Origin of the sequence: Pseudomonas sp. R1-1, from assembly GCF_051132135.1 — a bacterium.
In the GTDB taxonomy this organism is placed as follows: Bacteria; Pseudomonadota; Gammaproteobacteria; order Pseudomonadales; family Pseudomonadaceae; genus Aquipseudomonas.
This window is the reverse complement of record NZ_CP071663.1, coordinates 5,437,404-5,451,011: the sequence shown is the minus strand read 5'-3', so window position 1 is coordinate 5,451,011 and position 13,608 is coordinate 5,437,404. Positions and strand designations below refer to the sequence as shown.

Annotated in this window: 15 protein-coding genes; 7 read left to right on the top strand and 8 right to left on the bottom strand. The window is 61.7% G+C overall.

Annotated features, from left to right (window positions below):
- Positions 1-94: 94 nt before the first annotated feature.
- The gene (locus J3P75_RS24485; protein WP_093105111.1) at positions 95-388 is read right to left on the bottom strand and encodes a hypothetical protein; all 294 of its coding nucleotides are present in this window, start codon (positions 386-388) and stop codon (positions 95-97) included.
- Between the two features lie 242 nt (positions 389-630).
- On the opposite strand from J3P75_RS24485, the gene J3P75_RS24480 reads away from it, so the two are divergent.
- The 5 genes from J3P75_RS24480 to J3P75_RS24460 all read left to right on the top strand — a co-directional run bounded on the left by J3P75_RS24480 (position 631) and on the right by J3P75_RS24460 (position 5,147).
- Positions 631-933 carry a MazG-like family protein gene (locus J3P75_RS24480; RefSeq protein WP_203420596.1) on the top strand — a complete coding sequence of 101 codons (303 nt, stop codon included), beginning with the start codon at positions 631-633 and terminating at the stop codon, positions 931-933.
- Positions 933-1,682 carry a methyltransferase gene (locus J3P75_RS24475; protein WP_434708489.1) on the top strand — a complete coding sequence of 250 codons (750 nt, stop codon included), beginning with the start codon at positions 933-935 and terminating at the stop codon, positions 1,680-1,682. The genes J3P75_RS24480 and J3P75_RS24475 overlap by 1 nt, the downstream gene beginning before the upstream one ends.
- 12 nt (positions 1,683-1,694) lie before the next feature.
- Positions 1,695-2,303, top strand: coding sequence for a DUF4136 domain-containing protein (locus J3P75_RS24470; RefSeq protein ID WP_434708488.1), 609 nt, complete (start codon positions 1,695-1,697; stop codon positions 2,301-2,303).
- A 53-nt stretch (positions 2,304-2,356) separates the two neighbouring features.
- Positions 2,357-2,914, top strand: coding sequence for a DUF4136 domain-containing protein (locus tag J3P75_RS24465; protein WP_434708487.1), 558 nt, complete (start codon positions 2,357-2,359; stop codon positions 2,912-2,914).
- A 235-nt stretch (positions 2,915-3,149) separates the two neighbouring features.
- Positions 3,150-5,147 (top strand): pilus assembly protein TadG-related protein, encoded by a 1,998-nt coding sequence (locus J3P75_RS24460; protein WP_434708486.1) that lies wholly within the window; start codon positions 3,150-3,152, stop codon positions 5,145-5,147.
- On the opposite strand, the gene J3P75_RS24455 is transcribed toward J3P75_RS24460, so the two are convergent.
- A complete protein-coding gene (locus tag J3P75_RS24455; RefSeq protein WP_434708485.1) occupies positions 5,144-7,897 on the bottom strand; it encodes a PAS domain-containing protein in 2,754 nt (917 codons plus the stop codon). The two genes, J3P75_RS24460 and J3P75_RS24455, sit on opposite strands and share 4 nt — an antisense overlap.
- Positions 7,894-8,337, bottom strand: a complete 444-nt coding sequence (locus tag J3P75_RS24450; RefSeq protein WP_434708484.1) for a TadE/TadG family type IV pilus assembly protein — start codon at positions 8,335-8,337, stop codon at positions 7,894-7,896. The genes J3P75_RS24455 and J3P75_RS24450 overlap by 4 nt, the downstream gene beginning before the upstream one ends.
- A gap of 75 nt (positions 8,338-8,412) precedes the next feature.
- Between J3P75_RS24450 and J3P75_RS24445 the strand changes: the two genes are divergently transcribed.
- The gene (locus J3P75_RS24445; RefSeq protein WP_434708483.1) at positions 8,413-8,883 is read left to right on the top strand and encodes an A24 family peptidase; all 471 of its coding nucleotides are present in this window, start codon (positions 8,413-8,415) and stop codon (positions 8,881-8,883) included.
- 128 nt (positions 8,884-9,011) lie between these two features.
- Entirely contained in the window at positions 9,012-9,800 is a 789-nt protein-coding gene (locus J3P75_RS24440) for a response regulator transcription factor (protein WP_434708482.1), read from the top strand.
- A 348-nt stretch (positions 9,801-10,148) separates the two neighbouring features.
- Here the strand turns inward: J3P75_RS24440 and J3P75_RS24435 are convergent, their stop codons facing one another.
- The 5 genes from J3P75_RS24435 to J3P75_RS24415 all read right to left on the bottom strand — a co-directional run bounded on the left by J3P75_RS24435 (position 10,149) and on the right by J3P75_RS24415 (position 13,593).
- On the bottom strand, positions 10,149-10,631 hold the full coding sequence (locus J3P75_RS24435) for a hypothetical protein (protein ID WP_434708481.1): 483 nt from the start codon (positions 10,629-10,631) through the stop codon (positions 10,149-10,151).
- 165 nt (positions 10,632-10,796) lie between these two features.
- On the bottom strand, positions 10,797-11,069 hold the full coding sequence (locus tag J3P75_RS24430; RefSeq protein WP_434708480.1) for a DUF3613 domain-containing protein: 273 nt from the start codon (positions 11,067-11,069) through the stop codon (positions 10,797-10,799).
- A gap of 10 nt (positions 11,070-11,079) precedes the next feature.
- Positions 11,080-11,802: a hypothetical protein gene (locus J3P75_RS24425; RefSeq protein WP_434708479.1), complete on the bottom strand. Its 723-nt coding sequence runs from the start codon at positions 11,800-11,802 to the stop codon at positions 11,080-11,082.
- A 23-nt stretch (positions 11,803-11,825) separates the two neighbouring features.
- Positions 11,826-12,707 (bottom strand): type II secretion system F family protein, encoded by an 882-nt coding sequence (locus J3P75_RS24420; protein WP_434708478.1) that lies wholly within the window; start codon positions 12,705-12,707, stop codon positions 11,826-11,828.
- Position 12,708: 1 nt separating this feature from the next.
- Entirely contained in the window at positions 12,709-13,593 is an 885-nt protein-coding gene (locus tag J3P75_RS24415) for a type II secretion system F family protein (RefSeq protein WP_434708476.1), read from the bottom strand.
- Positions 13,594-13,608: the final 15 nt, after the last annotated feature.

The following is a 13,608-nucleotide window of genomic DNA, read 5'->3' as shown; positions in this document are numbered from 1 at the left end:
GCTGGCTTGCCAGCGAAGGCGTCTGTTCAGGCGAAGCATCGGCGACTGACTCACCGCTATCGCCAGCAGGCTGGCTCCTGCAGGTGTTGTGTTTTCAATGAATAATCCAGCTGAGCAACCACAACCCCAGCAACAGCCAGATGATCCCGGCAATGATCGACGCGTTCATGAACGCGCGAATCGCCGACCACAACAGCATCAAGCCGACGATCAGCGCGATGATGCTGATGATTGAAGTGTCCATCCCCAGCGTGCGGGAGAGTCCCTCGACGAAGTTGCCACCGGCATTGCTCAACAGGTTGAACAGGCCGCTGAGCCCATCGACGATGAAGCGGATTACCGAACCGAGCACCTGCCCGAGCCATTCGAAAAAGCTTTCTACCTGCATGTGTGCGTCCTGATGAAAGAGCTGAGCCTTGGGCCACAACGGCAGTGGCCGAGTTCCCTGCATCATAGAAGGTTTACCACAATCCTGTAGGAGTGAGCCTGCTCGCGATGGCGTCGTGTCAGGCAAATCAATTTCAATGACACGACGCCATCGCGAGCAGGCTCACTCCTACAAAGATCAAGAGCGCCGCGCTTGCCTTCAGCCGTTATCCCCCCGAAGCTATACGCCTTCAGGAGAGCCCGATGAACCTTGTTGAACTGACCGAACGCCTGCACGCCATTCGCGACCGCAATGACTGGCGACAATTTCACAGCCCGAAGAACCTGGCGATGGCTGCCAGCGTCGAGATGTCCGAGCTGGTGGAAATTTTCCAGTGGCTGACCGAAGACCAGTCGCGCCAGTTGCCCGCCGACCAGCTTGCCCACGCCGGACAGGAAGTCGGCGATATTGTCCTGTATCTGTTGTTGCTGTGCAGCGAGCTGGGGTTGGACATGAATGAAGTGGTGCGCGCCAAACTCGCCGACAGCGAACGGCGGTTCAGCTGATGGGCGACCGGCATTTCGATCAGTTGGCGACGCGTTTCGCCGAAAAAATCTACGGCGGTGCCAAAGGCGCGATCCGCCTCGCGGTGTTGCAGGCCGATCTGGCCGAAGCGCTGCCAGACCGTCCGTTGCGCGTGCTCGACATCGGTGGCGGGCTCGGCCATATGTCGCTGTGGCTGGCCGAACGCGGGCACGACGTGACGTTTACCGAACCGGCTGAGCCGATGCTTGAAGGCGCCCGTCAGCGGTTCGCCGATGCCGGGCAGCGCGCCACCTTCATTCAGGCACCGTGGCAAGCGCTGCCCGATCAGCTCAGCGAACCGTTCGATCTGGTGATCTGCCACGCCGTGCTCGAATGGCTGGCCGAACCCCACGCCATTCTGCCGGTGCTGCATAAGCTGACCCGGCCCGGCGGCTGGTTGTCGCTGGCCTTTTATAACCGCGACGCGCTGATCTACCGCAACCTGCTCAAAGGCCATTTCAAAAAGATGCGCAAGAACGTCATGGCTGGCGAAAAGCAGAGCCTGACCCCGCAGCAGCCGCTCGACCCGCGGGAATTGGAGACGCAACTCGACGGTCTGTGGCAGGTCGAAAGCCAAAGTGGCGTGCGGGTTTTTCACGATTACATGCCGGTGGAATTCCAGGCCCGCGCCGACCTTGCGGATTTACTCGAGATGGAACTTGCTCACCGCCGTCACCCAAGCTTCGCCGGGCTTGGGCGCTACCTGCACTGGATCTGCCGGCCGATCTGATCGGAGCGCGTCATGAAAGCTCAATCCGGGTTGTTGCTCATGTGTATGGGGTTGGCCGCCTGTCAGGCCAGTAACCCCTACGTGGCGCAATCGCGGCCGTTGCCGCCGGCACCGCCGCAAGCCGCCACCACCTTTGATCGCAGCGCCTACCCGGCGCCGCCGCGCGATTACGCGCGCTACCGCAGTTGGGCCTGGCTCGACGGCCAGATGCCGCCGGGCACGGTGTGGGCGGATTCGGCGCAAGTTGCCGAAGCGGTCAGCAATGCTCTGGATCAACGCGGTCTGCGCCCGTTGCGCGACAACCGCCCGGCGGATGTGCTGGTCAGCGCCAGCCTGCGCATGGAAACCCGCTTGCGTCAGGTCCGCGACGACTATGGTTACGGTGGGTACGGCGGCTACGATCGCTACGGGCGCGGCTACGGCATGTACAACAGCGTGCCGATCGTGCGCACGTATCAAGAGCAGGTTGTGGTGGTTCAGGTCGATCTGTTCGACGCCGGCAACGGTCAGCCTGTATGGAGTGCCAGCGCCGAAACCGCCGCCACCGGCAATCAGATCGAGCGCAGCGATGCGATCCGCGAGGCTGTGGAAAAGGCCTTGGCGGCGTATCCTCCAGGTTAACGTCGCAGCATTCGCAACGCCCGCAGGTTCATGTCTTCAACTGGAGAAATATCATGTTCCGCCGTCTCGCTCTACTCGCCATGGCCGCACTGCTCAGCGCTTGCGCGGCGAACCAGGTCAATCACGATTTCGATGCCAGTCGCGACTTCGCCGCCTATCGCAGCTGGAGCTGGAAAGATCCCGCCCTTCAATATCGCCCTGATGATCCGCGGATCAAGAGCGACCTGACCGAGCAACGCATCCGCCAGGCGGTGGCCGATCAACTCGATCAGCGCGGTTTGCGCCCGGCGCCTGCGGGTGCCAAGGCGGACTTGAATGTGCAGACCTACCTGATCGTCGAGGATCGTCAGCAACAAGTGACGACCAACTATGGCGGCGGTTGGGGTGGCCCGTGGAACGGCTACTGGGGCGCGCCGATGTACAACGAAACGCGCAACATCACCTTCAAGGTCGCGACCATCCAGGTCGACCTGCTCGACGGCAAGGACGGCAAACTGGTGTGGCGCGGCAGCGACGAGCAGATGCTCGCCAGCCGGCCGAACCCGGAAGACCGCAGCAGTGCGATTCGCGAAACCGTGACGCGGATTCTGAGCAACTATCCGCCGCGTTGATCTGCGGTAAAAAGGGAGCCATCCAGCTCCCTTTTTACCAGCACACCCATTTCACCTGTGGGAGCCAGCCTGCTGGCGAATGCGGTGTGTCATTCAACATTGATTCGTCTGACACGGCCCCTTCGCGAGCAGGCTGGCTCCCACAGGGTTGTTTGTCTGTACGCGAGGATGCACAGCCCCCAGCCCCGTCTACACTCACCAACACCCACAGGAGGTCACGGCAAAGGAGTGCGCCATGTCACCTCGTTCGCGATTCAACGGCCCGGCCCGGCAGCGCGGGGCGATCGGGTTGATGGCGGCGGCCACGCTCAGCCTGGCGGTGGTCATGCTGTTGCTGGTGGTCGACAGCGGCCGCTTGTACATGGAGCAACGCAAGTTGCAGCGCGTGGTCGACAACGCTGCGCTTGAAGCGGTCAGCCGTGGCGGCACTTGCCTGCCGGGCCTGAGCGCCGCCAATTACGCCGGGCAAAGCGCGTTGCGCAACGGCTACGTCGTTGACGCCAGCAACACCCTCGCGACGACCTGCGGCACGCTGCAAACGGCGGCGACCGGGCTGCGCACCTTCAGCGTGGATGCCACCCAAGCGGTCGCGGTGAAGGTCGCGGCCAGCCGCACCGTTACCAGCAGTTTCGCCGGTGGCGTGCAGGCGTTGTTCAGTGCCACCCCGGTCAGCCTCAATACCACGCTGAATGCCTCGGCAGTGGCTGCCAAGCCGCAGCCGACCGTGGCCCAGCTGAATATCCGCAGTAACCTGGCGACGATCGACACGGCGCAATCGAACATTCTCAATCCGCTGTTTTCCGGCCTGCTGGGCGGTAATGTCAACCTCACTGCGCTGGGCTGGGAAGGCTTGCTCAACACCGATATCAACCTGCTGAAATACCTCGATCAGTTGGCGATCAACCTCAACGTCACCGCCGGTGATTACACGCAATTACTCAATACCCAAACCAGCGTCACGCAACTGATTCAGGCGGCGGCGACGGTGGTGCAACTCGGCGGCGCGACTGCCCAGGTGACTACCGCACTGGGTCAGCTACAGGTGGCGGCAATCAACGCGGCACCGGTCAGACTCGGCGACATCCTGCAATTGCAGACCGGCACTACGGCGGCGGGGCTGGACGCGAATCTGCAACTGCTGCAACTGGTTCAAGGCGTGGTGCAACTGGCCAATAGCAAGAGCGCGGTGGCGGCGACGTTGCCGGTCAGCGTGCTGGGGCTGGCGAATGTCACGGTGCGGGTCAAGGTGATCGAGCCGCCGCAGCTTTCCGCGATTGGCGATCCGGCGCGAGCCAAGGTCGACCCGCTGGGGGCAGACCGGATTTATGTGCGCTCGGCGCAGGTGCGTACGCTGCTTTCGGTGAATCTTCCGGTGTTGTCCGGGGTGACTGGACTGACCAATGCGGTACTGGGGCTCGTAGCTGGATTGACCCCGACACTCAACGCGCTGCTGAGTCTGCATCTGGTCGGCACGCTCAATTCAGCGCTGTGTCTGCTGGGCGCCGGTTGCGAGCAGCTGGATCCGCAATTGCTGGCATCGCCACGGATCGACATCAGCCTAGACGCCGGCGGCGCGAAAAGTTACGTGACCGATTACACCTGCCCGACAGGCACCAGCGGTACCAAGAGCCTGACCGCGCATACCGTCACTTCGCTGGCCGACCTCAAGCTCGGCAAGATCGACCCGATCAACGCTTTTTCTTCCGCCGCCCAGCCGACAGTCGCGCCCTTGCCATTGATCGACCTGGGCATCGTCACCTGCCACAAGATCCTCTTGCTCGGCACTTGTAATCCTGCCACTCACGTACCGTTTGGTGCGGGGGGTATCGGCATCAAGCTCGACACCAGCGTTGCGCAGAATTCCCAGGACCTGGTGTTCTCCAGCAGCACGCCGTTCGCCACCCCGGCCAACCTGAAACTGCCAGCGAGCGTGCTGCCCGCTGTGCCGACCAGCAATCTCGTCGGAAGCCTCTCGAATTCGCTGGCGGGGATCAATCTGATCGTCTACCAACCCGTGGGCAGCAATCCGCTGGGCGCGATTGTCAGCGGCGTCGCTTCGTTGATCAGTGATGTCACCAACCGTTTGTTGCCAGTCGTGACCAGCACCATCAGCCCATTGCTCGACCCGTTGCTCAACAACCTGCTCAAAGGCCTGGGTATCAACCTGATGGACGTCAAGGTTGGCGCCAACATGACCTGCGGCCAGACCGGCAAGGCCTATCTGGTGATCTAGGCGTCGCTGGCAATCGGCAATTCGATGCAGAACCGTGCGCCTTCCACCGAGTTGCGCACGCTCAAGCGCCCGCCCATGTTGTCGATGATGCCATAGCTCACCGACAGACCCAGCCCGGTACCGACACCGATCGGCTTGGTGGTGAAAAACGGTTCGAAAATGCGTTCGAGCAAGCGCGCATCGATGCCGCCGCCGTTGTCCTCGACCCACAACCGCACATGCTGCTGGTCGCGTTCGACATACATCGAGATCCATGGCTTGAACGCTGATTCCTTTTCACGCTTGCTGAGCAATGCGTCACGCGCGTTGACCATCAGGTTGATCAGCACTTGCTCCAGCTGATCGACGTAACCGCGCACCTGGACTTCGAATGCGGTCTCGCTGATGCGCAGGTCCACGCCTTTGCCGCGCATACCTTCGGCCAGCAGCGATAACGTACCTTCGATGGCGTAAACGGGGTTGAACAGTTGTTGCTCGATTTCCGAGCGCCGGCCAAACACGCGCATGTGATCGACCACTTTCGCCGCGCGCTGCACTTGCGCATCGATGCGGTTGAGTTTGTCGGTCAGGTAGTCGATCTGCACGTCACCGTTGCCCAGGCGTTTGAGCACGTTGACGATGGCCATGCGCATAACGTTCAGCGGCTGGTTGATTTCATGGGCCAGGCCGGTGGCCATTTCGCCGAGGGTGGCCATTTTCGCGCTTTGCGTGAGTTGTTGCTGCGAGCGGCGCAGCTCGGTGTTGTCGCGGCCCACTGCTTGCACCTCGATCAAATGACCATGCTCGTCGAACACGCCGCGATCGGACCACACCCACCAGGCGTGTTCGCGGCCGGGCAGTTGCAGGCTGATTTCCGCGGTGCTCACCGGTTGTTCCGGGGTCAGCGCGGCGAGACGTTGAACGAACGCGCTGCGCTGCTCGTCGGACATCCAGCTGCCGAGATCGACTCCCGGCAGTGCCTGCGGCGCACACTCCATATATGTCGCCAACGGGCGGTTGCCGAAGGTCAGAATCAAGTCAGGGCGATAGCGACAGATCATCGCTGGCGAATCCTCGACCAGGATCCGGTAGCGCTCTTCACTGTTTTTCACCTGCTCGGCGGCCAGCGTCGCTTCAGTGACGTCGAGCCACAAACCCACCGCTTCCACCGGCAGGCCAAGGTCATCACGCAGCAATCTGGCCTCATCAAGCAGCCAGTGATAACTGCCGTGACGATCACGCAGGCGATAACGCCCACGCACTGCACCTTCGCGCAGCAGCTGACGCGTGCGCTGGAAATACAGGTCGCGATCGTCAGGATGGATCATCTCGATCAGCGCCCCATCGTTGCAATCGGCCAGGCTCCAGCCGAGCAGCGGTTGCAGGCTGGCGCTGAAAAACGTCGGAATCAGCGCACCCTCGCGGTATTGCTGAACGTAAATTACCGCAGGCGAACTGGCGATCAGGTTGTCCAGCCGTGCGTGTGCGGCAGCGGCGCGTTGCTGCTGGTTCTGGATGTCGCTGATGTCGAGCATGAACCCGACCAGCCGCCGGTTTGCGCCGCTGCCTGTAGCCTGGCCTTGCACTCGGTACCAGGTTGCGGGCTGCGCAGGCTCGCGGCCGGCCAGACGCACCGACAGCGTCAGGGCCTCGCCGTGCTGCTGCAAGCCGTGCAGGCGGCTGCGCAACTCGTCGCGATCGGCCGGGTGGATCTGCGCCAGCCAGTCCTCAAGGGTTGAATCGCCAAGGTCCAGCTGCAGCGCAGCGGCCAGCGAGGGGGCCAGTTGCACGCGCTGGCGCTCGGCGAGGATTTCCCACCAACCGCTGCCCAGCAGGGTTTGCAAGGCTTCGACGCGTTCCAGTTGCAACTGATGCTGGTGTTCGCGCAGACGTCCCAGCAAGGGGCCGGCGAGGGCGCCGAGCAGCGCCGTCCAGTCGCGCTCGCTGAGGTGAGGCGCGGCCGTTTCGACCGGGTAAAAAGCGCAAAGCAGCCAGGCGACCACGCCGCGCTCATCGCTGTACGGCACGGCGAAACCTTCGGCATTGCCGAACAGTACCTGCACCCGCGAATGCTCGTCGAACCCCGGCTGCCCGCCGATCCGCTGCGGCGCAGCGCTGCTCAGGCTGTCGAGCGGCGTGCCGAGACGCTGACCGTCGTCCCAGAGGTTCGGCGTATCGTGAGCGCGATACTGTCGATACACCTGCCAGCCTTTTTGCTCGTCATCGAGCAAGGCCAGCGCCACACAGGGGATGTGCCAACGTTGCGCGATCACTTGCAGTTGTTCGCCGACGACTTCTGGCAAGCGCGCCAGGCTGCAGGCACGCACCTGCTCGCTGATCCGCGCAGCAATCGATTGGCAGGCGTCGCGCTGACGCGCTTGCTGGCGTTCAAGCAACAAGTCGCCGATATCGATCAATTGCAGGAGCCAGCCATCGCCCAGCGGCTGCACCCAGCCGCGCAGGTGCAAGGTCTGCTCGCCGAGGCCGGAAAAATCCAGATCGAGCAACAGGCCTTGCCACTCCTTGGGGGGGCCTTCGATCGCCAGCGTGCTGTGCGCTTGCACATAAGTGCTTAGCGGCAAGGGCTTGTCTTGAGGTTTGTGTTGCGCGAGCAGATGCCGCAGCGGCCCGGCCATTTGCACGACGCCACCTTCGTCGTTGAGGTACAGATGCAAACCACTGGTGGGCGAGCCGAGCCGGTCGGGCAATTCGTGGGCGGCGAATGTGCTGCGTTTGAGCAAGCGCCCGAAGAGCTTGTCGCCCGAGGTCAAAATTGCAGGCTCGAGGTGGCGGTCAGATGACTGGGCAGGCTGGGGACCGGGCCGATGCCCGGCAACAGCAGAACCGGCATGACCTGGTTGAGCTTGCTGACCGGGTAATTCACTTGCACTGTCAGCAGGCCGGTCCCGCTGTATTGGGTGCTGGTATCAACGCCGACCACCAGGTTGAAGACCGGCGGAATCCAGGACAATTGCTGGGTCAGCGTCGCGTTCGCGGTGTTGATCACCACGGTTGAGTAGTTGGGCGTGTTCGGATCAACCGCAACACTGCGGCGTACCGCTTCGGCCGTGGCCTGATTGAACGACTGCATCATCACCAGCGGCAGGCTGTAGCTGACCAAGCCGTAAAACACCGCAAAAAAGATGATGAACACCAAGGCGAACTCAATCGCCACCGCACCTGTTTGCGACTTCCGGAAGGCGTATTTCATGAGTGCGTCTACCCTGACTGTCACTGCGTAGTATCAGCATAGAATCATTCAGCAAAAACGGACGGCTTTTAGCGGATGCACAGTTTGATCCTGTTGCTTTGGCTGGTGTTGTGCGCCGCGCAGGATGCGCGGCAACGGCGCATCCCTAACCTGCTCACCTTGGGGGCTGCTGCGCTGGCGCTGGTTTATCTGCTGGTGACCCACAACACCTGGCTGGGCGCGGAAGCCGGGCAGGGCGGGTGGGCGGTTCTGATTGCCTTGGCGCTGACGTTGCCGGGCTTCTTCATGGGGCGCATGGGCGCCGGCGATGTGAAATTAATGACAGCTCTGGGGCTTGCGACGGACGGTCTGTTTATTCTTGGCGTGTTTATCGGCGCGGGTATCGCTAGTGTGATCTGGATGTTGCTGGCGCCAAGACTCTGGCTCCATATGAGTCAACGAGTTAGAGATCGTTTGGAAAATCTGCGACCAGACACGTCAAAAAAGCTGCCATTTGCACCGTTCGTGCTGATCGGTGCCATCCCCGTTCTGTATTGGATTCGTTGATCGCCAAGCGCCACTAGTCCTATGTACATAGTCGGAAAGTAGGTCTACTTTCAATTGAAACGGGGTATACAGCCAGAAGCTGGCAGTACAGGAATGGTCAGCTTTGGCCCAAGGCAATGGAGTGGCACGTGAACAAGCTTACGTCTGCGGTGAAAATCCTTGTGGTCGACGATCAGCCGTTGGTGGTCGAGGAACTGTGCGAGTTTCTGGAAAGCAGCGGCTACCGCTGCGTGCCGTGCCAATCCAGTCTGCAGGCGATCGAGCGGTTCAGTGACGATGCCGAGATTGGCCTGGTGCTGAGCGATCTGCACATGCCGGACATGGATGGCATTCAGCTGATTCAAGAGTTGCAGCGGCTGGCCGGCAAGCATCGGGTGTTCGAGGCGATCATGCTCACCGGGCGTGCCGACAAGCAGGATGTGATCAAGGCGTTGCGCGCCGGGATTGCCGATTACTATCAGAAGCCGATCAATCTGGATGAGTTGCTTGAGGGCGTGCAGCGTCAGGAAGCGGCGCTGCAGGAGCGTCAGAAGAATCTGCATCTGGGGCATCTGAATCAGAAATTGCAGTTCTTGTCGGAGTCGATCGACGATCTTTATCAGGATCTGGACAAGGTGCGGCGCAGTCCGGCGGCGGTGGCTCGCGATGTGTCGGGCGGTGAGCCTGACGGGGGCGAGGCGCAGGAGACGCCGGCGCTGTTCAGTCAGTTGTCACCGCGCCAACTCGATGTGGCGCGGTTGGTGGGCAAGGGGCAGACCAATTATCAGATTGCCTGTGAGTTGGGGATTACCGAGAACACGGTGAAGCTGTATGTGTCGCAGGTGTTGCGGTTGACGCATATGCATAATCGCACGCAGTTGGCGTTGGCCTTGGCGCCCAGTGGTTCTGCGTTGCGGCAGCGGGTTACGGCGCATTGACCCTTGGCGGCCTCTGGGCCGACCAGGCTTTGGTTGGTTTTGGGTGTTTATCCGTTGCTTCGGGTGTTGCTTCTGGCGGTTCCGCTCTTACAGCGGGTCACCTTTTTCAAACGCCAAAAAGGTAACCCAAAACGCTTGCTCCTACGTACGGCCCTCGCAAGCTCGGGTCCCTTCGCTCCGGGATCGATCCGGGCGCAGCGGCTACGGTTTGCTGCGCTGCACCTCCTTCCGCTGTGTACGACTTCGTCGTACGGTCGCTGCGCTCCCACGCCCGGATCAATCCCTCCACTCAGCCTTCCGATGTCGCTGGTTAGGCAAGATCAAGATCAAGAGCACTCGAGCTGGCGCTCATTGTTGAGTGGTGAAAAGCACGGCGTTCGGCTGGGGATTTGCGGTGTATTCGCCCCTCACCCCAGCCCTCTCCCCGAGGAGAGGGAGCCGATTGGTGTGCTTTTCAAGCGCTGTATTCAACTCGATATTCCAGGTCGGCGTACCTTTCGCATCCACCCCGATCAGTCCCCTCTCCCTCCGGGAGAGGGCTAGGGTGAGGGGCTCTTGATTTTCGAAACGCGACTTCGACTCGGTATCACACGTCGGCATATCTCTCACATCCCCCACGGTCAGTTCCCTCTCCCTCTGGGAGAGGGTTAGGGTGAGGGGCTTTTGATTTTCAAAGTTCGAGTACGACTCGATTTCCCAAGTCGGCGTAGCTCTCGCATCCCCCACGGTCAGTCCCCTCTCCCTCCGGGAGAGGGTTAGGGTGAGGGGCTTTTGATTTTCAAAGTTCGAGTACGACTCGATATCCCAAGTCGGCGAAGCACTCGCATCCACCCCGGTCAGTCCCCTCTCCCTCCGGGCGGTCCGACGTTTCGGGAGGGCTAGGGTGAGGGTTGGCTTTTGGCTTTGCCATCAGGCGCCCCATTCCTGACTGAACACACCAAATCCAAATGTGGGAGCGAGCCTGCTCGCGAAGGCGTCCGCAAGCTCACCGCTTCACTAATTCTTGGTCTCAACCTTCCCACCCGCATCCGGATCATAAAAATCCGGTATCTCGTATTTGTACTTTTTCAACCAGCGCTGCATCGCCAGGTCGCGTTCAGTGGCGGTGGCCGTTTGCGGTTTTTGTGAGGCGGCTTTGTTGCGGCTTTGCAGGAGCAGCCAGCCTTCGGTTTCCTGTTGTTGCGCCGAGGCGGGGCCGGCGTCGATGGCGGGGGCGCTGAGGGGCAGGGTGAGCAGGGTCAGGTAGCACAGGCCTTTGAGGGGATGCATGGCTGTCTCCTTATTTGAGCGACGGCGGCAGTGGGTCGGCCACGGCGGCGACCTGATTGCCAGTCGGCGGTTTGGCTTTGCCCGGCGCTTTGAGTTGTTCAGCGCGTTGTTGGGCCTGGGTGAATTGTTCCGGGGTCAGTTTGGCGCGGCTGACGATCTCGGCGGCTTGCGGCCAGTCGTTCTGGTACAGCAGCAGGGTGACCATGTTCAGCGTCGCCAATTCGTTGTTCTGCTTGAGTTCGATGGCGGTGAGGAATTCGAAACGCGCGTCGTTGAGACGCAACTGGTTGAGGTAGACCACGCCAAGGTCGTTGCGGATTTTCTCGTCGGTGGGCGCCAGGCGGGCGGCGCGTTGCAGGTGGGCCTGAGCCTGGCCGTAGTCGCTGCGGGCGGCGTAGATCTGGCCCAGACCGTGTTCGGCCTGGGCGGTCAGGCAGCCGCCGAGCAGGCTGCGATACAACGGTTCGGCTTCGCTGCGGCCGAGCAGGCGGTAGACCTTGGCTTTGCGCAGGCGCACTTCGCTGAGGTTGTCTGGCAGGCTTTGCAGGTTGGCCAGGCTGGCGTGCAGTTTGCCGTCGTTGGCCAGGTCATCCGCCAGATTCAACGCCAGTTCCTGCTCCTGGGTCATTTTGCTGCAACTGGTTGGTGACAGCAGTGCCGTCCACGGCGCCTGGCCGTCGGTGGCGCAACCGCCGAGCAGCAACAGACTTGCCATGACAATCAGTACTTTCATCAAACGCTCTCCATGAGCCAGGGTCAGTTGGCGAAGGCCCGGGCAATTGCGGTGAAGCCCGGGCCGGCGAGGACGATCAGCAAGGCTGGAAACAGAAACAGCATCATCACCACCGACATCTTTGCCGACATTTTCGAAATGTATTCCTGCAGTCGGGTCAGGCGTCGGTCATCCAGCAGTTGCTTGAGCGCCAGCAGCGATTTCATCGCGCCGCCGCCTTGGTGAATCAGTTGTTCGAGAATCACACAGGTATCGCTGAACTCGTCGACGGCGAGCATCACCGCCGCTTTGTGCAGCTCCTGGCCAAGTTCCAGGCCGCTGTCGACGCGCGCCAGAATCAGGCGCAGTTCGCCGGTCAGTTCCGGCAGCAGTTTTTGCGCTTCACTGCTGAGCACGCGCAGTGCCTGTTCCACCGCCATGCCGGATTCGAAGAGGATGCGCAGCAACGGAATGAAGGTGGATATCTCCACGGCGAGGGTGCGCTGGCGTCGCGCCGCGGCGTAGGCGAGCACGCGTTTGGGCAGCAGATAGCCGCCGCCGGCGGCGAGCATTGGCACGATCCAGCGGTTGCTGGCCTGGGGGAAGAACACTTGCTGCAGAAAGATCGCCAGACCCAGGGTCAACAACGGCGTGCCGATCTGGCAGGCGGCATACAGAGATCGTTCGCTGGCGCGGCGCCAGCCGAGGCGGTTGAGCAGGGTCTGGGTTTCGCTGTCGATGCTCACCGAGCGCTGGCCAAAACGACTGCTGCCGACTGCGCGCAGCCAACTGCCGAAGCGGTTTTCGCGCAAGGTTTGACCTTGCAGGCGCTGGTTGATTTGCCGTACCCGGCGCCGCTCGACCAGCCAGTGATGGGTCACCAGCAGCAGCGCGCCGAGCAGCAGGAGTGCCGCGAGCCAGACCATCTCAAACGCTCCGCAACATGCGCCACAGCGCCAGACTGCCGACCACTTGCAGCACAGCGGCGCTGATCAGCATCTGCCTTCCGCCGGCGTCGTTCCACATGCCGAGCATGTATCCCGGATTGGTCAGCATGAAGTAACTCACCAACAGCAGCGGCAATGCGCCGAGCACCCAAGCGGTCATGCGTGTTTCGCCGGTGAGCGCGCGCAGTTGTCGCGCGCCCTGATCACGTTCGCGGATCAGTTTGATCAGATTCTCCAGCAGTTCGCTGGCGTTGCCGCCGTAGCGGTGATTGACCTTGAGGCCGAGGGCGAACATGCGCAGTTCGTCCTGTTCATACAGCTCGGCAAAATCGCTGACGGCGTCGGGCAGGTTCACGCCCAGTTGCACGTTGCGCTGCACCCGGCCCATGGCCGCTTTCAACGGATCTTCGCTGGCGTCGATGCTGCCCATGACCGCGTCGCTCAGGGTGCGCCCGGACTTCAGGCTGCGTACGGTGTGATCGAGCAACTGCGGCAGTTGCTCGATCATGCGTTTGATCCGGCGCCGGTAAAGGAAGGCGATATACAGCCGCAGCGTCAGAGGCGGCATGACGATCATCAGCAGCAGGCCGACCCAGTCGGCGAGCACGAAACCCAGCCCCATCGCCACTGCCCACAGACTCAGCCACAGGCCAAAACGCTCGGTCGGCCGGCCCAGCCCGGCGCGCAGGAACATCCGCTCCAACCCGACCCAGACGGGCTTCTCCACAGCCGGCTGCGGTTGCCCGGCGGCCAGCCGGTTGAGGACTTTTTCCGTGGCGGTCTTGCGCAGGCCTTGCAGGAACAGGCGGATCGACAGCCCCAGCAGGGTCAGGCAGACAAGGATCAGAATCAGCGGTGACCACATGTTCGCTGCTCCTCG